At 65.0% G+C, this 17630-nt stretch carries 21 protein-coding genes; 14 read left to right on the top strand and 7 right to left on the bottom strand.

Annotation, left to right across the window (positions count from 1 at the left end; genetic code table 11):
* Nucleotides 1–30 precede the first annotated feature (30 nt).
* Nucleotides 31–693 carry a nitroreductase gene (locus CA833_RS16470; RefSeq protein ID WP_207078661.1) on the top strand — a complete coding sequence of 221 codons (663 nt, stop codon included), beginning with the start codon at nucleotides 31–33 and terminating at the stop codon, nucleotides 691–693.
* A 56-nt stretch (nucleotides 694–749) separates the two neighbouring features.
* The gene (gene cysS / locus CA833_RS16465; RefSeq protein WP_207078660.1) at nucleotides 750–2213 is read left to right on the top strand and encodes a cysteine--tRNA ligase; all 1464 of its coding nucleotides are present in this window, start codon (nucleotides 750–752) and stop codon (nucleotides 2211–2213) included.
* Here cysS and CA833_RS16460 read toward each other — a convergent pair.
* Nucleotides 2210–2926 (bottom strand): TonB-dependent receptor, encoded by a 717-nt coding sequence (locus tag CA833_RS16460; RefSeq protein ID WP_142633336.1) that lies wholly within the window; start codon nucleotides 2924–2926, stop codon nucleotides 2210–2212. The genes cysS and CA833_RS16460 overlap by 4 nt on opposite strands.
* Nucleotides 2927–2987: 61 nt before the next feature.
* On the opposite strand from CA833_RS16460, the gene CA833_RS16455 reads away from it, so the two are divergent.
* Nucleotides 2988–3926 carry a D-2-hydroxyacid dehydrogenase gene (locus CA833_RS16455; RefSeq protein ID WP_207078659.1) on the top strand — a complete coding sequence of 313 codons (939 nt, stop codon included), beginning with the start codon at nucleotides 2988–2990 and terminating at the stop codon, nucleotides 3924–3926.
* A gap of 55 nt (nucleotides 3927–3981) precedes the next feature.
* On the opposite strand, the gene CA833_RS16450 is transcribed toward CA833_RS16455, so the two are convergent.
* Complete coding sequence (locus CA833_RS16450; protein ID WP_242526153.1) at nucleotides 3982–4413, bottom strand: hypothetical protein; 432 nt, start codon at nucleotides 4411–4413, stop codon at nucleotides 3982–3984.
* The gene (locus CA833_RS16445) at nucleotides 4403–4591 is read right to left on the bottom strand and encodes a hypothetical protein (RefSeq protein ID WP_142637578.1); all 189 of its coding nucleotides are present in this window, start codon (nucleotides 4589–4591) and stop codon (nucleotides 4403–4405) included. Before CA833_RS16445 ends, CA833_RS16450 begins: the two co-directional genes overlap by 11 nt.
* A gap of 101 nt (nucleotides 4592–4692) precedes the next feature.
* Here CA833_RS16445 and CA833_RS16440 point away from each other — a divergent pair, with 101 nt between their 5' ends.
* Together CA833_RS16440 and CA833_RS16435 are read left to right on the top strand one after the other, a co-directional pair.
* Nucleotides 4693–5325 (top strand): S24 family peptidase, encoded by a 633-nt coding sequence (locus CA833_RS16440; RefSeq protein ID WP_142633340.1) that lies wholly within the window; start codon nucleotides 4693–4695, stop codon nucleotides 5323–5325.
* 41 nt (nucleotides 5326–5366) lie between these two features.
* Complete coding sequence (locus CA833_RS16435) at nucleotides 5367–6050, top strand: MBL fold metallo-hydrolase (protein WP_142633342.1); 684 nt, start codon at nucleotides 5367–5369, stop codon at nucleotides 6048–6050.
* Nucleotides 6051–6126: 76 nt separating this feature from the next.
* Here the strand turns inward: CA833_RS16435 and CA833_RS16430 are convergent, their stop codons facing one another.
* Entirely contained in the window at nucleotides 6127–6519 is a 393-nt protein-coding gene (locus tag CA833_RS16430) for an MAPEG family protein (protein WP_207078658.1), read from the bottom strand.
* Nucleotides 6520–6684: 165 nt separating this feature from the next.
* Between CA833_RS16430 and rpmF the strand changes: the two genes are divergently transcribed.
* The 5 genes from rpmF (at nucleotide 6685) to CA833_RS16405 (ending at nucleotide 9805) form a co-directional block, all read left to right on the top strand.
* The gene (gene rpmF, locus CA833_RS16425; RefSeq protein WP_031342399.1) at nucleotides 6685–6864 is read left to right on the top strand and encodes a 50S ribosomal protein L32; all 180 of its coding nucleotides are present in this window, start codon (nucleotides 6685–6687) and stop codon (nucleotides 6862–6864) included.
* A gap of 28 nt (nucleotides 6865–6892) precedes the next feature.
* Nucleotides 6893–7954 carry a phosphate acyltransferase PlsX gene (gene plsX / locus CA833_RS16420; protein WP_142633345.1) on the top strand — a complete coding sequence of 354 codons (1062 nt, stop codon included), beginning with the start codon at nucleotides 6893–6895 and terminating at the stop codon, nucleotides 7952–7954.
* On the top strand, nucleotides 7954–8925 hold the full coding sequence (locus tag CA833_RS16415; protein WP_207078657.1) for a beta-ketoacyl-ACP synthase III: 972 nt from the start codon (nucleotides 7954–7956) through the stop codon (nucleotides 8923–8925). The genes plsX and CA833_RS16415 overlap by 1 nt, the downstream gene beginning before the upstream one ends.
* 111 nt (nucleotides 8926–9036) lie before the next feature.
* Complete coding sequence (locus tag CA833_RS16410; protein WP_142633349.1) at nucleotides 9037–9333, top strand: integration host factor subunit alpha; 297 nt, start codon at nucleotides 9037–9039, stop codon at nucleotides 9331–9333.
* A 43-nt stretch (nucleotides 9334–9376) separates the two neighbouring features.
* Nucleotides 9377–9805: a MerR family transcriptional regulator gene (locus CA833_RS16405; RefSeq protein WP_207078656.1), complete on the top strand. Its 429-nt coding sequence runs from the start codon at nucleotides 9377–9379 to the stop codon at nucleotides 9803–9805.
* Between the two features lie 46 nt (nucleotides 9806–9851).
* Here the strand turns inward: CA833_RS16405 and CA833_RS16400 are convergent, their stop codons facing one another.
* Nucleotides 9852–10397 carry a histidine phosphatase family protein gene (locus CA833_RS16400; protein ID WP_207078655.1) on the bottom strand — a complete coding sequence of 182 codons (546 nt, stop codon included), beginning with the start codon at nucleotides 10395–10397 and terminating at the stop codon, nucleotides 9852–9854.
* Nucleotides 10398–10424: 27 nt separating this feature from the next.
* Nucleotides 10425–13145, bottom strand: coding sequence for an ATP-dependent DNA helicase (locus CA833_RS16395; RefSeq protein WP_142633355.1), 2721 nt, complete (start codon nucleotides 13143–13145; stop codon nucleotides 10425–10427).
* A 183-nt stretch (nucleotides 13146–13328) separates the two neighbouring features.
* Between CA833_RS16395 and CA833_RS16390 the strand changes: the two genes are divergently transcribed.
* Both CA833_RS16390 and CA833_RS16385 read left to right on the top strand, forming a co-directional pair.
* On the top strand, nucleotides 13329–14099 hold the full coding sequence (locus tag CA833_RS16390; protein ID WP_207078653.1) for a PadR family transcriptional regulator: 771 nt from the start codon (nucleotides 13329–13331) through the stop codon (nucleotides 14097–14099).
* The gene (locus tag CA833_RS16385) at nucleotides 14096–14401 is read left to right on the top strand and encodes a DUF2218 domain-containing protein (RefSeq protein ID WP_207078652.1); all 306 of its coding nucleotides are present in this window, start codon (nucleotides 14096–14098) and stop codon (nucleotides 14399–14401) included. The genes CA833_RS16390 and CA833_RS16385 overlap by 4 nt, the downstream gene beginning before the upstream one ends.
* A 71-nt stretch (nucleotides 14402–14472) precedes the next feature.
* Here the strand turns inward: CA833_RS16385 and CA833_RS16380 are convergent, their stop codons facing one another.
* Nucleotides 14473–15351 (bottom strand): mechanosensitive ion channel family protein, encoded by an 879-nt coding sequence (locus CA833_RS16380; RefSeq protein WP_207078651.1) that lies wholly within the window; start codon nucleotides 15349–15351, stop codon nucleotides 14473–14475.
* A gap of 113 nt (nucleotides 15352–15464) precedes the next feature.
* Here CA833_RS16380 and CA833_RS16375 point away from each other — a divergent pair, with 113 nt between their 5' ends.
* Nucleotides 15465–17078, top strand: coding sequence for a lysine--tRNA ligase (locus CA833_RS16375; protein ID WP_207078650.1), 1614 nt, complete (start codon nucleotides 15465–15467; stop codon nucleotides 17076–17078).
* A gap of 18 nt (nucleotides 17079–17096) precedes the next feature.
* The gene (locus tag CA833_RS16370) at nucleotides 17097–17627 is read left to right on the top strand and encodes a DUF1003 domain-containing protein (protein ID WP_142633363.1); all 531 of its coding nucleotides are present in this window, start codon (nucleotides 17097–17099) and stop codon (nucleotides 17625–17627) included.
* Nucleotides 17628–17630: the final 3 nt, after the last annotated feature.

Raw genomic sequence — 17630 nt, 5'->3', positions numbered from 1 at the left:
TTGCAAACTGCCGCCAACGAAGGGAAATTCATGAACGTCACCGACGCCGTCCTCAGCCGCCGCTCGATCCGCGCCTTCAGCGACGAGCCGGTGAGCCTCGACGTGCTGCACCGCGTGCTCGACAAGGCGCGCATGGCGCCTTCCGGTTGCAACTTCCAGCCCTGGGAAGCGACCGTGCTGACCGGTGAGCCGCTCAAGGCGCTGCAGGATAAGATGCTGGCCAGCCAGCCACAGGATCCCGAGGAATACAGCTGGTCCGCGCCGATGCAGTCGCCCCGCCACGCCGCGCGGCTGCAGGAACTGGGCGGTCTCATGTATGGCGCCATGGGCATCGCGCGGGACGACGCCGCAGGGCGCCAGGCCTTCATGAACCAGAACGTCACCTCGTTCGGCGCGCCGGTGCTGCTGGTCTGCTATTTCGAGCGTTTCATGGGTTCGCCGCAGTGGTCGGACGTGGGCATGTGGCTGCAGACGATCATGCTGCTGCTGCGCGAGGAGGGCCTCGATTCCTGCCCGCAGGAATGGATGGGCCTCTATGCCCGGCTCATCAAGGACCACATCGGCGTGTCGGACGAGACGCACCTGCTGTTCTGTGGGCTCTCCATCGGCAAGCGCCTCGACGCGCCGGTAAACGCCTTCGATCGCCCGCGCGTGGCGCTGGACGATCAGGTGAAGTTCCTCGGTTTCGAATGACCGGAATGCCGGGCGTGGCTTGACTGCGCCCGGCACCTGCCTAATTGCCCTGCGTCATGACCGAGACGCAAAGCCTGACGCTGTTCAACAGCCTGACCCGCCAGCTGGAGCCGTTCCAGCCCGTCCACGCCGGCGAGGCGCGCGTCTATACCTGCGGGCCGACGGTCTACAACTACCCTCACATCGGCAACATGCGCGCCTATGTCTTTGCGGACATCCTCGGCCGGACGCTCAGCCATGCGGGGTACAAGCTTACCCACGTCATCAACATCACCGACGTCGGCCACCTGACCGACGATGCCGATGCGGGTGAGGACAAGATGGAGAAGATGGCAAGGGCGCAAGCCCAGTCCATCTGGGACATCGCCGAGCACTACACGCAGGCCTATTGGGCCGACATCAAGGCGCTCAATATCCGGCAGCCGGCCAAGTGGTCGATCGCGACGGACTACGTTCCGCAGATGATCGCATTTGCCGAGAAGATCGCGCCAAGGCACTGCTACGAACTGGAAAGCGGCCTCTACTTCGACGTTTCCACCGTTGCCGACTACGGCCGCCTTGCGCGTGCCGTCACCGATGAGGGGGAGGGGCGGATCGAGGCCGTAGAGGACAAGCGCAACGCCGCCGACTTCGCGATCTGGCGCAAGACGCCCGAGGGCGAGAAGCGCCAGATGGAATGGGATTCTCCCTGGGGCCGGGGCGCTCCCGGCTGGCATCTCGAATGCTCGGTGATGTCGGGCGATCTGCTCGGCTTCCCGTTCGACATCCACACCGGCGGCATCGACCACCGCGAGATCCACCACCCCAACGAGATCGCCCAGAACCAGGCGTTCTGCTGCCAGCCCGAAGATGCCTGCGGCCTCGACGTGCCCGCAAATTCGGGTGCCAAGGTGTGGATGCACAACAATTTCCTCGTCGAGCGTTCCGGCAAGATGAGCAAGTCCTCGGGCGAGTTCCTGCGCCTGCAACTGCTGATCGACAAGGGCTACCACCCGCTTGGCTACCGCATGATGTGCCTGCAGGCGCATTACCGGTCGGAGCTGGAGTTCTCGTGGGAGGGCCTCGCCGCCGCGCTCGTGCGCCTGAAGCGCATGATTATCGTGGTGGAGCGGCTGGGCGATGTGGAAGCCGGCGATCCCGGCCACCCCAAGCTCGCGCCGATGCTCGAAACGTTCGAGAAGGCCATTCGTGACGATCTCAACACCGCGGTCGCGCTGACGGCGCTCGAGGATGTGCTGGCCGCCAAGAAGGTCGATGCGGGTGCCAAGCGGGCCGTCGTCGAGCGAATGGATGCCGTGCTCGGGCTTGATCTGTTCGGCACCGGCCGCGCCGATCTGCGCCTTCGTCCCAAGGCGGCCGAAATCACCGAGGCCGAGATCGAGGACGTGCTGGCCCGCCGCAAGGCCGCGCGTGCGGAGAAGGACTTCGCCAGCTCCGATGCGCTGCGCGATGGACTTGCGGCCAAGGGCGTGGAGGCGATGGACGGCGACCCGCTCGGCTGGGAATGGAAGCTCGCCTAGCCGAGCGGCACGACTTTCAGCTTGTAGGGCAAGAAGAGCAGCACTTCGGAAAGGCCGGCGCGCGTCCACTCGACCGGGCATTGCAGACCTTCGATTTCCACGCCGTAGCCATTGCCGAGCCGGCTCGCCATGCCCCTGGCATCGGCGGCGATGGCATCGGCGATCTGGCCGCGATACTGGTCCGGAGCGACGATCGAGAGGGTCAGGTCGCCGCTCTCGCTCATCAGCGCGCGGCCGACGGGCTTTACCGATTTCACGAAACGCGTGATCGCGGCCTGTGCGCTCTGGGCATCGATCGTGCCGGTCAGCGGTACTTTCGCGAGAAAGCTGGTGCGTTGGCTGTCGGGCCGGGAATCGTTGCGCAGTGTCAGGTCGCGGTAGTTCTGCGGGGTGAGCGGCTGGAGCGTACGCTCGCCATAGGCCAGTTGCACGCCGGCGCCCGGCGCGGCGGCGATGGCGCTGCGGATCATGTCGTAGATTTCGCTCTCGCGCTGGGCCTTGTCGCGGCTGTCGCCCGATACGGTGACTTCGACGATGGCAAAGTCGGCCTTTCGGCGTAGTCCCACGGCGGGCATCGTCGCGGAATAGTCATCGGCATCGCGGCGCGAGGCGGTGACCACGACTTCCTGCGAGCCTTCGTCCTGCGCCATTGCGCCGAACGGGACCAGCGAGCCCAGAAACGCAACCGCATATGCCCATTGCCGTCTTGCCATGTCGGCTTCCCCTGCCAATTTCACTCTTCTTCAAGTTGTTATGTCTGTCCGGAGCCTGTCAATGACCATCGTCCTCATCTCCGCGCAGTTCCGCCCCGGTCTTGAGGGGCGCTTGCCGGAGGGGATCGAGGCGCGCTGGTACAGCGATGGCGTTGAACTTCTTGCCATGGTGGAACAGGCGGATGCGGTCTGGCTGCACCTGATCGACGGCACGACCGCGCGCGAGGCGGTCACGCGGGGAACACGGCTCAAGTGGTGCAACGTGCTGTCCTCGGGCGTCGACTGGCTGCCGCTCGACCTGCTGCGCGAACGGGGCATCACGCTGACCAACGGCGGGGGCATCCATGCGCAGTCGGTTGCCGAGTTCACTGTCATGGGTATGTTGACGATGGCCAAGGGCTGGCGCGAGGTCGTGCGCGCGCAGGATCGTCACGAATGGCTGGCCGAGCCTCCGGGCAAGCGCGAACTGCTCGATTCGCAGGTGCTGGTGATCGGCGCCGGTGAAATCGGCAGCCGCATCGCGGAAATCCTGCGAGCCTTCGGCGCTCGAGTGACCGGCGTTCGCCGCCGTCCGGGCCCGGGGGAACTGGGCGCGGAGGAGTGGCGCGGCGTGCTGGGGCAGTTCGACTGGGTGATCCTGATCGTGCCCTCGACTCCGGACACATACCGCATGTTCGGTCCGGCGGAACTGGCGGCGATGAAACCGGGGGCGGCACTGGTCAATTTCGCGCGCGGCACCGTAATCGATCAGGAGGCGCTGCTGGCATCGATCGATTCGGGGCATCTGGGCGGCGCGTTCCTCGATGTCACCGATCCCGAGCCGCTGCCCGCCGATCACCCGCTATGGTCGCGGGAGAATGTCCATATCTCGATGCACCTTTCGGGGCGGGCGCAGGATCTGCTCCATACGCGCGGCGAGACGCGCTTTCTTGCCAATGCCGAGCGGTTCGTTGCGGGCGAACCGCTCGGCCATGTCGTCGATCCGGGGCGGGGGTATTGATACCAACCTGCGTTGAGCTTGACTCCTCGCAGGTTGGTGTGATGCGCGCGGCGCCTCAGCAGTCGTCGAGCAGCAGCAGTTCCACTTCCACCGTCATGCGCGCGGGCGGGCCTGCCGCATGGTCGACCGCGGCGATGGCGGCATCTGCGACGATTCGCCCCGGCACGGTGAATTCGTGATCGGGCAGGGCGGCGATCAGTGCCTCGCCCTCGACGATGGCATCCACGCCCTCGAATGCCAGCGCGATGGTGTGGCGCGAACCGGAGAAGGTGGCGCTGCTCCACGGCCGTTCGGCGTGATGGATGAATTCCACTTGTTTGCCTGCCAGCAGCAGCACTTCCGAAAGCAGGAGCAGCCAGGGGCCGCGCGGCCTGCCCGCGCCATCGCCCAGCGCGCTGCGGGCGGTTTCGAGCATGGAGCGGAACTCGCCGGTGTTGCGGGCCTGGTCACGGCCGGCTTTGTGATGGGCGGCGGAATTAGTGCGCATGGAGGCTCTCCAGATAATTGTTCATGAAATGTTCGACGCGTTTCACGGTGCCGGCGCGGGGATTGCGGCCGTTGCGCAAGTCGGCGACGAATCGCGGGTCATGGGTCGCCAGGCGACCGAACTTGGTCCACGGCATTTCCGTCAGGCGCAGAAAGCGCTCGATCTGGCGCAGTAGCATCGTGTGAAAGCTCCGGTTTTGGATGTTTTCGTAATGTTCCGGAAATCTCGGCATCCAAATCCTACTTGTCTAGGAAATTTCCTTCGGTTACGGATTACATTATGGAAACCCCGGACCCCCGCTCCCGCCTGCTGCAACTCGCCGATGCACGAGGGGTCAGCCTTTCGTCGCTCTCCCGGATGATCGGGAAGAATGCCAGCTATCTCCAGCAATTCATCAAGAAGGGCAGTCCTCGAAAGCTGGAGGAGCAGGACCGCAGCCTGCTGGCGCGGTTCTTTGGCGTGGATGAGGTGGAGCTGGGCAAGGGCGGGGAAAAATCCTACGATCTGACCGGATGGGTCGATGTGCCTCGGCTGGCCGTCGGCGCATCCGCCGGGCCGGGGGCTCATGCGGGGGAGGAGGAGACTTTCGGCACCTTGCGCTTCACCGCGCGGTGGCTGCGTTCGCTCGGGCTGCGGCCCGATGCGCTCTCCGCGATCAGCGTGACCGGCGATTCGATGGAGCCGACACTGCGTCATGGCGACGAGATCCTTGTCGACCGCGATTGGCAGCCGCTGCGCGATGGCATTCATGTCGTGCGTCTGGACGATGCCGTGCTGGTCAAGCGGCTGGAACCGGTCGGGGCCGGGCGGATCGCCTTGCTCAGCGACAATCCGGCCTACCGGGTGATCGAATGCGGGCTCGACGATGTGGTGGTGATCGGGCGAGTCGTCTGGAAGGGCGGGCGCATCTAGCGCAGTTGCATTCAGGGCGGCTTGCGGCCATCTCGTGCGGCATGACCGAAACTGCCGACGAACGTCCGATGCGGGTGGGAATCATTCCCGTCACGCCGCTCCAGCAGAATTGCACGCTCCTGTGGTGCACCAGGACGATGCGCGGCGCCTTTGTCGATCCCGGGGGAGACTTGCCCAAGCTGCGTCAGGCGCTGGAGAAGACCGGGGTGACGCTGGAGAAGATTCTCGTCACCCATGGTCATCTCGACCACTGCGGCATGGCGGGCGTGTTCGCCAAGGAAATGGGCGTGCCGATCGAAGGCCCGCAGGAGGAGGACCGGTTCTGGATCGCGCAGCTTAATGACGACGGTCCGCGCTGGAACATGGAGGCGCATACTTTCGAGCCCGATCGTTGGCTCGAGAATGGCGATAAAGTGACGGTGGGCGAGCTGGAACTCGATGTTGTCCATTGTCCCGGACACACGCCGGGCCACGTGATCTTCCACCATGCGCCGAGCAAGTTCGCGATGGTGGGCGATGTCCTGTTCCAGGGCGGAATCGGTCGCTGGGACTTCCCGCGCGGGAACCTCGAGGATCTCGTCAACTCGATTACCACCGGGCTCTGGCCGCTCGGCGACGATGTGACGTTTGTGCCGGGGCACGGTCCGATCAGCACGTTTGGGGATGAGCGCCGGACGAATCCCTATGTCGGTGATGCGGCGCTGGAGCGCGGCCTGCCGGCGTGATCTTTGCGGTGGATTAAATGAAAAGGGCGCCGGTCCGACCGGCGCCCTTTTTGTTTGCCTGCCCTGCGCGGCAGGATCAGAAGCGGCCCAGCGCGATCAGCACGGCCATTACCGAAAGCCCCAGCAGCGTGAGCACGGTGACAAGTACGCCGGCCATGCGAAGCAGGTTGGGCTTGGGGATGTCCATGCCAAGGCCATGCGAGACGCGTCCCAGCATGAAGACCGCACCGACGATGGCGAGCCAGGGGCCCGCCTTTCCGGTCATTTCTATGGCGGCAACGAGGATCAGCACGAAGGGTGTGCTTTCCACGAAATTGAGCTGGGCGCGCATGCGGCGCGACAGCAGGTCGTGGCCGCCGTCACCGAAAAGGACCTTCTCGCGCATGCGCAGCTGGCCGATACGTGCTATGTGCCAGAAAGTGATGACGGCCGCTGCCGCCGCAAGGCACAGCGTGGTTTGAAGAATCATGGGCTCGTTTTCCCCTTTGTCGATTTCGCGTTCTTGCTGCGGGGACGAACGGGTTGCAACTGGTGAGAAATCGGTTATAGGCGCGCCTTCGCAAGCCGCCGGTCCGCGAAAACGGTTCCCGGCGGCCTTTTTGACATTAATCCAGTTTCAGGAACAGGTGCCGAAATGGCTGTCCCTAAAAGAAAGACCACCCCGTCCCGCCGTGGCATGCGCCGCAGCCATGATGCGCTGAAGGTCGAAGCTTTCCACGAGTGCCCGAACTGTGGCGAACTCAAGCGTCCGCACAACCTGTGCAACGCTTGCGGTCACTACAACGGTCGCGAAATCGTCGCGGTCGAAGTCTAAGACCAAAGACGAGTTTCGGAGAAAAAGCATGAGTCTGCCGCGTATCGCTATCGATGCGATGGGCGGCGACGAAGGTGTGCGCGTCATGATCGAGGGCGCCGCACTTGCGCGCCGTCGCCATGACCAGTTCAAGTTCCTGCTGGTGGGGGACGAGCCGCGGATCAAATCCGCACTTGAGGCTCATCCCAACCTCAGGGCCAGCTCCGAAATCCTGCATACCGAAGGCGTCATCAGCGGTGAGGACAAGCCCAGCCAGGCCTTGCGCCGGGCCAAGGGTACGTCGATGGGGCGCGCTATCGAGGCGGTGAAGGCGGGTGACGCCGGAGCCGCCGTCAGCGCCGGTAATACCGGCGCGCTGATGGCGATTGCCAAGCTCTCGCTGCGCACGATGCCCGGTATCGACCGGCCCGCGCTTGCCGCCTTGCTGCCGACGCTGGAAGACCATGACCTCGTCATGCTCGACCTTGGCGCCAATGCGGAATGCGATGCGCGCAATCTCGTGCAGTTCGCGATCATGGGCGCTGCCTATGCCCGCGTCGCCACGGGGCGCGAGCAGCCGCGCGTGCGTCTGCTGAATATCGGCACCGAGGAAACCAAGGGCACCGAAATGCTGCGCGATGCGGCTGCGATGCTCAAGGCTTCCGCCGCCGACCTGTCCATGTCCTTCGACGGTTTCACCGAGGCCGACAAGCTGGGCCGCGGCGACATGGATGTCGTCGTGACCGACGGTTTCTCGGGCAATGTCGCGCTGAAGGCGGTGGAGGGTACGGCCCGTTTCGTCGCCGACCTGCTGCGTCGGGGCTTCACCAGTTCGCTGCGCTCGAAGATCGGGTTCCTGATCTCGAAGCCGGCCACCGAACTGCTCAAGCACCATCTCGATCCCAATAATCATAACGGCGCAGTTTTCCTGGGTCTCAACGGTATCGTGGTGAAAAGCCATGGCGGCGCCAATGCTGCCGGGGTCGCCAATGCCGTCGCGGTGACTGCGCGACTCCTGGAGGAAAATGTGACCGAGCGGATTTCCGCCGACCTCGCCCGTATGGGTGGGACGTCCCTGCGCAAGACGCGCGTCCAGGAAGAGCGCGCCTGATGCGGCGTTCGGTCATCGTCGGCACGGGCTCGGCCCTGCCGCGCCGCGCGGTCAGCAACGCAGAACTGGCAGAGAAGGTCGATACCAGCGACGAATGGATCGTCGAGCGTACCGGCATCTCCAACCGTCACATCGCCGATGCCGACGAGACGACGTCGAGCCTGGCCACCGATGCCGCCCGCAAGGCGATCGAGGCAGCCGGCATCGACGCCGCGTCGATCGATCTCATCGTGCTGGCAACGGCCACCCCGGACCAGACGTTCCCGGCCACCGCCACGATCGTCCAGGCCAATCTCGGCTGCCGCGGCGGTATCGCCTTTGACGTGGCGGCTGTCTGCTCGGGTTTCCTCTACGCGGTTGGTGTTGCCGATTCGATGCTGCGCTCGGGCATGGCCCAGCGTGCGCTGGTGATCGGTTCGGAAACTTTCAGCCGGATTCTTGACTGGGAAGACCGCACGACGTGCGTGCTTTTTGGCGACGGCGCGGGCGCGATCGTGCTTGAAGCGCAGGAGCAGGAAGACGGCGAGAAGCCGCGCGGTGTGCTTGCCACCCGTCTGCATGCCGATGGCGCGCATAACCAGCTTCTGTTCGTCGATGGCGGACCGTCGACGACGGGAACCGTTGGCAAGTTGCGCATGAAAGGCCGCGAGGTGTTCCGTCACGCGGTGACGAATCTCGCCGAAGTGCTTGAGGAAGTGCTGACCGAAACCGGTCACACCGCGCAGGACATCGACTGGCTGGTGCCGCATCAGGCCAATGCCCGCATTCTCGATGCGACCGCGCGCAAGCTCAATCTTCCCGCCGAAAAGGTGGTGATGACGGTCTCCCAGCACGCCAATACCTCCGCTGCATCGGTGCCGCTGGCGCTCGATCAGGCGGTGCGGGACGGCCGAATCGTGAAGGGCGACCTGGTCGTGCTGGAAGCGATGGGCGGCGGCTTTACCTGGGGTGCCAGCCTGATCCGGATGTAATTCCGTAGAGCCTGTTTCAAATCGGCGCAGTCTCCTGCGTCGAGCATTGCTTTTCCCTCATTTTTTCATATTATCGTCATGGGGGTTCGGGCTCGAAGGGGATGTGGTGGTATGCGCTCCACGGAAACATTGACAAGGGCTGAGATCGCGGAAGCCATCCATCGCCGGTTGGGCCTGTCACGGGCAGAATCGCTTGGTATGGTCGAAGCCATTCTTCAGCATATGTCCAACGCATTGACCGATGGGGAGAACGTCAAGATCTCCGGTTTCGGTACGTTTTTGTTGCGGGACAAGGGTGAACGTATCGGTCGAAATCCCAAGACAGGGATTGAGGTGCCCATCACGCCGCGTCGGGTGATGACGTTCCGTGCCAGCCAGATGCTCAAGGATCGCATCGCGCAAGTCTGACCATGGCCGCTCTGGGGGCGGTGGCCCGTAAGGAGCGAATTTCATGTCTCAGAATCCGGATCGTGATCCGGTGTCGCAAGCGCCGCTTTCTCGTTTTGACGATGGGAAGGCGGCGGATGCGCTGCGCACGATTGGCGAAGTGACCAAGGCTCTGGGCGTGCGCCAGCACGTGCTGCGTTATTGGGAAGAGCAGTTTCCGGCGCTTCAGCCGATCAAGCGGGCGGGTGGACGCCGCTATTATCGGCCGGAAGACGTTGCCTTGATCGCCGAGATCGACCGTTTGGTTCACCGCGAGGGGTATACCCTGCGCGGTGCCCGGCAGGCGCTGGAAGGTGGAACCGTGCCGGAAGCGACGGGGCTGCGAGCGGCTCCGGCTTCAGAACCCGCGTCGCCCGTAGCGGATATTTCGCCCGAACGTCTCGCGCGGCTGCGCGCCATCCGCGACAAGCTGGCAGCGGCCCTGGCCGCCTGAGGTTGCATTTGTCCTGATCAGCGCGGCGCGAGGCCCCTGCTGCCCATCAGAATTCGATCTGCGGGCCCAGTTCTGGGTCCAGGTCGCGCGGGCGGGTGAGGTGCACCAGTCGGCCGCAGCCTTCGGTAATCTCGCTCCAGGATTCGATGTCCAGTTCGATCACGGCAAAGGCGGCGGTCGGAAACTTCTCCTCGACCATGTCCCGCATCGGACTCGACCCGTCGTCGGGCACGAGGTCGAAGATCAGGTCTTCGAGGCCCGGATTGTGGCCGACAAGCATGAGCGTGCGGGGATCGGTGGTCTGCTCGCGCAGCAGGTCCATGAGAATGGCCGAACTGGCGAGATAGAGGCGGCGGTCCCAGGTGATCGGCGGCGATTCGCCGGCAGCTTCCTCGGCCAGTTCGATCGTCTGCGCGGCGCGCACCGCCGGAGAGGCGAGGATGCGGTTCCATTTCACCGCGTGGTCACGGATGTGCAGGCCCATCAAGGCCGCGCCCTTGCGTCCGCGCTTGTTGAGCGGACGGTCGAAATCCCGAAGGCGGGCGTCGTTCCAGTCGGATTTGGCGTGCCTGAAAATGCCGAGAGTTTTCATGCGGGGATCAAGCTCACACTGAACGGGTCAAACCGGCGGGCGGGCGTGATTGCCGTCCTTGACGGTTTCCCCTGAAACACTTGCGGCCACGCGATGCAAGGCTTCTTCCAGTGAAATCCGATGAACCGGCGTGCCCTTCGGGAACGCGCTCAGGAGGCGCGAAGGGAAGGCCGAGGAGAGGACGACAAAATGGCCGCGGTCGCCGCGGCTGCGGATAAGACGGCCGAACGCCTGCGCCAGCTTGGCGCGGATCAGGCCGTCGTCGTAGGACGAGCCGCCCCCGGCCAGCCGCCGCGCGCGGTGCAGGATGGTGGGGCGCGGCCATGGCACTTGCTCCATGACGACAAGCCGCAGCGAATGGCCGGGCACGTCCACGCCGTCGCGCAGGGCATCGGTACCCAGCAGCGAGGCGGCGGGATCGTCGCGGAAAATGTCGACCAGCGTGCCGGTGTCGATCGGATCGACATGCTGGGCGTAGAGCGGCAGGCCTCCGCGTGCGAGGCGGTCGGCGATGCGTCCATGCACGGCGCGCAGGCGGCGGATCGCGGTGAACAGGCCGAGCACGCCGCCTCCCGAAGCCTCGATCAACCGGCCGTAGGCACCGGCGAGCGCGGGAATGTCGCCGCGCGGGATGTCGTTGACGATCAGCACTTCGGCCTGCTCGGCATAGTCGAAGGGGCTGAGATGTTCGGAGAGTTTCGGGGTGACTTCGATATAGGGCACGCCCGAGCGCTTGATCGCCTTTTCCCAGCCTTCGCCGTCGCGCAGCGTGGCCGAGGTCATGACCACGCCATGGGCCGGTTCCAGCACGACACTGGCGAACGGCTTCATCGGATCGAGCCAGTGGCGGTGGATGCCGATATCGTATTCGCGCGCGTCGGACCGGTCGACCGCCAGCCAGTCAACATATTCGGGATCGGCGGGGCCGCTGAGCCGGGCCAGCATCGTTTCCCATGCCGAGAGCAGGTCGATCCGCCAGCCGAGCGATTGGCGGGCGCCTTCGATACGGGCGCGGCCGGGGCCGTCGAGCCAGTCCGGCCCGTCCTCGAGCAGGGCCTCGAGCCGCAGGCCAAGCCGCATCAGCGGCTGCCGCAGTTCAGCCAGAGCCTCGCGCGCGGCCTCGGCGCGTTCGACGAAGGGGCCGTCGAGGCCCGCGGCTTCGGTTTCGAGGCCGTAGCCCGCTTCCTGTCCGCCGCTCTCGTCGCGGGCGTAGACGGTGGCGCGGGCGGCGGCGAACAGCTCTTCCAGCGGGCCGGAGGGCGCGCCGTCGACGATGCGCTGCATCCAGCTGTCGCCGGGTAGGGACTCGGCGGCGGCGCAGGCGGCGGTGATGGCCTTGGCCCCGGCCTCGTCATAACTGGCGACGTCGGCAAGGCGGGCGGAGAGGCCGCGGCGGCGGCCACGCGCGTTCTTTTCGGGGCCGATCACCCAGCGGCGCAGTTCGATGGCCTCGGCGCCGGTGAGCGCGGCGGCGAACGTGGAATCGGCGGCGTCGAAAACGTGATGGCCTTCGTCGAACACCACGCGGGTAGGGCGGGAGGCCTGATCGCGCCCGCGCGCGGCGTTGATCATGACAAGCGCGTGATTGCCGATCACGAGGTCGGCGCCGACGCTGGCGCGGGTGGCGCGCTCGATGAAGCATTTGCGGAAATGCGGGCAGCCGGCGTAGACGCATTCACCGCGCCGGTCGGTCAGCGCAGTGATGCCGCGCTGGCGGAACAGCGTGCCGAGCCAGCCCGGCAGGTCGCCGCCGATCATGTCGCCATCCTGCGAATAGGCGGCCCAGCGTGCGACGAGTTGCGCCATGATCGCGGCGCGGCCCGCAAAGCCGCCTTGCAGCGCGTCTTCGAGGTTCAGCAGGCAGAGGTAGTTCTCGCGGCCCTTGCGCACGACCACGGGCTGGCTTCCGTCCGGCCGATACTCGGGCCAGGCGCGGCGGCTTTCCTTGCGGAGCTGGCGCTGGAGCGCCTTGGTATACGTCGATACCCAGACGGTGCCGCCCGATTCCTGCGCCCAGAGCGAGGCCGGGGCGAGATAACCGAGGGTCTTGCCGATGCCGGTTCCGGCCTGTGCCAGCACCACATGTGGGCGGCCACGTGCCTCGCGCGGGGCGAAGGCATAGGCCGCTTCGGCGGCATAGGCCTGCTGGGTGGGGCGCTGTTCGGCGTTGCTGCCGGTCAGTTCGGCCAGTCGGCGCAGCACGGCATCGGGTTCGAGCACGATTTGGCGGGGCTGCGGCAGTTCGGGCGTCTCTTCCCATTCGGGCAGGCGGGTGAACAGCCAGCGCTCCGCCCGTTCCGGTTTGCGGATGTGTGCCCCGAGCAGGCCTGCCCAGGGCCAGCGCATGCGCACCAGCGATTGCAGGCCGGTCCATGCGCCTTCGCGTTCGGCCCATTGGTCGCTTTCGCAAGTTGCCAGCAGCGCCCCGGCAGCCTCCTGAAGCAGCCTGGGCACCTCGGCATCGCCCTTGGGTTCGTCGAGCCCCAGGGCGTGGGCAAGCCCCTTGGCGGTGGGGACGACAAAGCGGGCAGGGTGCACGAAGGCAAACAGTTCCAGCAGGTCGAGCCCGGACAGATCGGGGTAGCCGAGTCGGGTGGCGACGAGCGGGGCGTTGAGGATCAGCAGCGGGGTGTCGGCGGCTGCGGTGACTGCCTCGCCTTTGGAAACGGGACGAGTCGAGCCGGAACCCTCGCGCAGCCAGGAGCCTGCGTGGCTGGCGTGGAGGGCAGGGATGGAGAGGGCGGCCATTGCCCCGTCTTAGGCACGGCGGAACGGAAAGGGAAACCCGGCAATGCCCGGTTTTGGCGGAAACGCGCGCTTCAGCGGCGTTCTCATTCAAAAAATACATCAAGATACATTTTAGTTTCTTGCGGAATGCGATTTAAAATATATCTTGAGGCCATCATGAAGATAGGAAACGAGAAGAGAACGATGAAGCATCATCACAACTGCGGCATGGGTCGCGGAAGTCGTGGCGAACACGGCGGGCGCGGCGAAGAGTTCCGCGGTGAATTTCGTGGCGAACGCCATGGTGAGGGCCGCTTCGGTCCGCGCGGCATGCGTGGTCGCGGTGGTTTCGGCATGGAGCGTGGACCGTTCGGCCGCGACGGCGGCGATTTCGAGGGCGGCTTCCCCGGCGGTCGTGGACGCGGTCGCGGCGGTCGCGGTGAAGGTTTTGGCGGCGGCTTCGGGGGCGGTTTCGGCCCCGGCGGTGGCCGGATGGGCGGTGGACGCCGCAAGCGGCTGTTCGATCAGGCGGAACTGCAGATCCTGCTGCTCGCGCTGATCGTCGAGGCGCCGCGTCACGGCTATGAACTGATCCGCGAGATCGAGGCGCTTTCGGGCGGCGACTATGCGCCGAGCCCGGGCGTGGTCTATCCGGCGCTGACCTACATGGAAGAAGCGGGCCTGATCGCGGCCACGGCCGAAGAGGGGGCCCGCAAGTCCTACGAGGCGACCGGGGAAGGCCGTACGCAGGCTGAAGCCGATGCCGAGAAGGCCGTCTTGCTCAAGGCCCGCCTGTCGGCACTGGCAGAGGCGCGCGACCGGGTCGATCCCGCGCCGGTGCGCCGGGCCATCCATGCCCTGCGCACGGCCGTGCACGACCGTCTTTCCAAGGACGGTGCCGATCGCGAGATCATCCTCCAGATCGCCGATGCGCTCGACGAGGCGACCCGCAAGATCGAAAGGATCGAAGGATGAGCCACACGATCGGGGCAGAGGTCGCCACGCCCAATGGCGCGAAGTACGTGCTGCAGCTCTGCAAGCACTGGAGCCACAAGCTCGAAACCACTGTGGAAGGCAGCACCGGCACGGTGACCTTCCCCAATGCGATGGCGACGATGGCGGCGGGGGATACCGGCATCGCCATCGCCATCACCGGCGAAAACCGGGACGACGTGCAGGGGCTGACCGACGTGGTCGCCCGGCACATCGACCGCTTCGCCTTCCGCGAAGCGCCGCTCACCTACGACTGGAAGTGGCAGGACATCGCACGGCCGTAATCCGCCGAAGCTTTCGTCACGCAGTGAAGCGACCCGCTCTCCGGATAGAGGGCGGGTCGCTTCATTTTTTGTCAGGCCGCGCGCTTGTCCGGCGTGTGGGCGCGATCGATCGGCAGGGCTTCCTTGAAGGTGTTGGTCACGTAAGGGTAGGGGATCTCGATGCCTTCTTGGTCGAGCGCCGCCTTGATGCGCTTGATCACCGCGCTTTTCACGACGCGAAGGTCGTTTGTGGTTGTCAGCGTCCACCACTGGACCAGGAAGTCCACCGAACTGGCGTTGAATTCCTGGGCCACCACCAGCACACCCTTGGCCAGGTCGAGGCCATCGGTTCCTTCCACTGCAGTGCGGATCACCCGCTCGGCTTCGTCGAGGTCGCTGTCGTAGGAGACGCCGACGACGACTTCGTTCCGGCGCACCGGCTCGTCGGTCAGGATGAGCACCGGGTTCTTGAACAGCATCGAGTTGGGCACGACCGTGAGTTCGCCGGTGAACTGGCGGATATGGGTTTCGCGCAGGGTAATGCGTTCGACCTTGCCGGTGATGCCCTGGCACTGGATCGAATCGCCGATGTTCATCTTGTCGCGCAGCATGATGAGCACGCCCGCGAGGAAGTTCTCGAAGATGTCCTGAAACGCGAAACCGATGGCGAGGGCGCCGACGCCGAGGCCGGCGAAAGCGCCTGCAGGGGTGAAGCTCGGCACTGCCACCGTCAGGGCGACCAGCGAGCCGATGATCCAGACGAACAGGCGTACAAGAGTGTCGAGCAATTGCTTGAGATCGTTGCGGATCGTTGCGCGGGATGTCAGCTTGTCGGCCAGGCGCACGGCGAAGCGGGCCAGCGCCCAGGTAACCATGAGCACCATGAGCGCGATGACGAGGCTGGGCAGGGCCTGCACAAAGCCCTCGGCCATGCTTTCGAGCTGTTTCTGCAGGGTATCGACGTACTTCACGACTTGACCATGTCCTTCTGCGACCTGAAAATTCACAACGGCTCCCCGTTCGAGTGGTTCCCCGCACAGCTTCGCGCTTGCGAAATGCGGCAAATTCGCGTCATAGCGCGCGCATGACTGAACAAGCCCTGATCGAAGCCGCACGTGTGTCCAAGGCCTGGCCCTTCCAGGAGGCCCAGAAGCTGCTCAAGCGTTTCCCGAATGGAAAACTCGGCCCGGACGGAAAGCTTGTGCCGGTGCTGTTCGAGACGGGCTACGGTCCCTCGGGCCTGCCGCATATCGGCACCTTCCAGGAAGTGCTGCGCACCACGCTGGTCCGCCGTGCCTACGAGGCGCTGACGGGCGGTGCGCCCACGCGCCTTGTCGCCTTCTCGGACGACATGGACGGGTTGCGCAAGGTTCCCGACAACATTCCCAATGCCGAAGTTCTGGCCGCGAATCTCGGCAAGCCGCTCAGCCGCATTCCCGACCCGTTCGGCACCCATGAGAGCTTTGCCCATCACAACAACGCGATGCTGCGCGAGTTTCTCGACCGTTTCGGCTTTGACTACGAATTCGTCTCGGCCAGCGACCGCTACAATTCCGGTGAATTCGATGCCGCGCTGACCCGTGTTCTGGAATGCAACCAGGGCATTCTCGACATCATGTTGCCGACGCTGCGCGAGGAGCGCCGCAAGACCTATTCGCCGATCCTGCCGGTCTCGCCGACCAGCGGGGTGGTGCTGCAGGTGCCCGTGGAAGTGCTCGATCCGGCGACCGGCATGGTCCGCTTCACCGACGAGGACGGCTCGGTCGTCGAACAATCGGTGTTCGGCGGCAAGGCCAAGCTGCAGTGGAAGGTCGACTGGGCGATGCGCTGGTATGCGCTGGGCGTCGACTACGAGATGTGCGGCAAGGACCTTACCGATTCGGTCACCCAGTCGGGCAAGATCGTGCAGGTGCTGGGCGGCCGCAAGCCGGAAGGGCTGATCTACGAACTGTTCCTCGACGAGAACGGCGAGAAGATTTCGAAGTCCAAGGGCAACGGCCTGACCATCGAGCAGTGGCTGACTTATGGCACCGAGGAATCCTTGGGCTTCTACCTGTTCCGCGAACCCAAGAGCGCCAAGCAGCTTCACGTCGGCGTGATCCCCAAGGCGGTCGACGAATACTGGCAGTTCCGTGGCAACCTTGCCGATCAGGCGCTGGACAAGCAGCTTGGCAACCCGGTCTGGCATCTGCTGCGCGCCAATGGCGAAGGTGAGGGCGCGGGCGACAGCGTGCCGGTGACGTTCTCGCTTTTGCTCAACCTCGTGGGCGTGCTGGGCGCGGATGCGACGGCGGAACAGGTCTGGTCCTACCTCGGCAACTACATCGAGGATGCCCGTCCCGAGGCGCACCCGGAACTGGGCGAGATGGTCCGCGCGGCGCTTGCCACCAACCGCGACTTCATCGCGCCGACCCTGAAGCGCCGCGCGCCGACCGCCAATGAGGCCGAAGCGCTCAAGGTGCTGGATGCCGAGCTGGAGAAGCTGGGCGGTGAGGCGACGGCCGAAAACCTTCAGAACGCCGTCTATGAGATCGGCAAGAACGAGGCTTACGGTTTCGAAAGCCTGCGTGACTGGTTCAAGGCCCTCTACGAAACCCTGCTCGGTTCGCCGCAGGGGCCGCGCATGGGCAGCTTCATCGCCCTTTACGGCGTGCCTGAAACGCGCAAACTGATCGCCGAGGCCCTTTCGGCCGCCTGAGGTCGGAGTCTAGCCTGAATGCGTAAGAACCCGCGAACGCCCGAGGAACTCGCTGAAGAACTCCTCGGGCGCAAGCTGGAGGAGCTCGATCCCGAGGATCGGCGGGTGCTGGGCCGGCTGGCCGCTGGCACTCTGGTCGGGCCCGATGCCGACGAACTGGCGGCCATGCACGCCTCGCACGGCGACCGCATCGCCGACAAGGTGGCGGCGGTCGGCGGCAGCTGGGGGTTCATCATCGCCTTTGCGGTGGTGCTGTTTGGCTGGATGCTGCTCAATTCGAGCGTGCTGCAGATGCTGGGCGTCAAGCCCTTCGACGCCTATCCCTATATCTTCCTGAACCTGATGCTCTCGATGCTGGCGGCGATCCAGGCACCGGTCATCATGATGAGCCAGAACCGGCAGGCGGACAAGGACCGCATCACCGCGCGGCACGACTATGAGGTGAACTTGCGCACGCAGCTGGAAATCATCCGGCTGCACCGCCGCTTCGATCAGCTGATGGAATATCTCGACAATCGCAAGGCCGCCGAAAACGGCGAGGAATGCTGAGGA

Source organism: Novosphingobium sp. KA1, from assembly GCF_017309955.1.
Taxonomy (GTDB): Bacteria; Pseudomonadota; Alphaproteobacteria; order Sphingomonadales; family Sphingomonadaceae; genus Novosphingobium.
The sequence above is the reverse complement of the archived record's forward strand: the minus strand, read 5'-3'. Positions and strand labels throughout refer to the sequence as shown.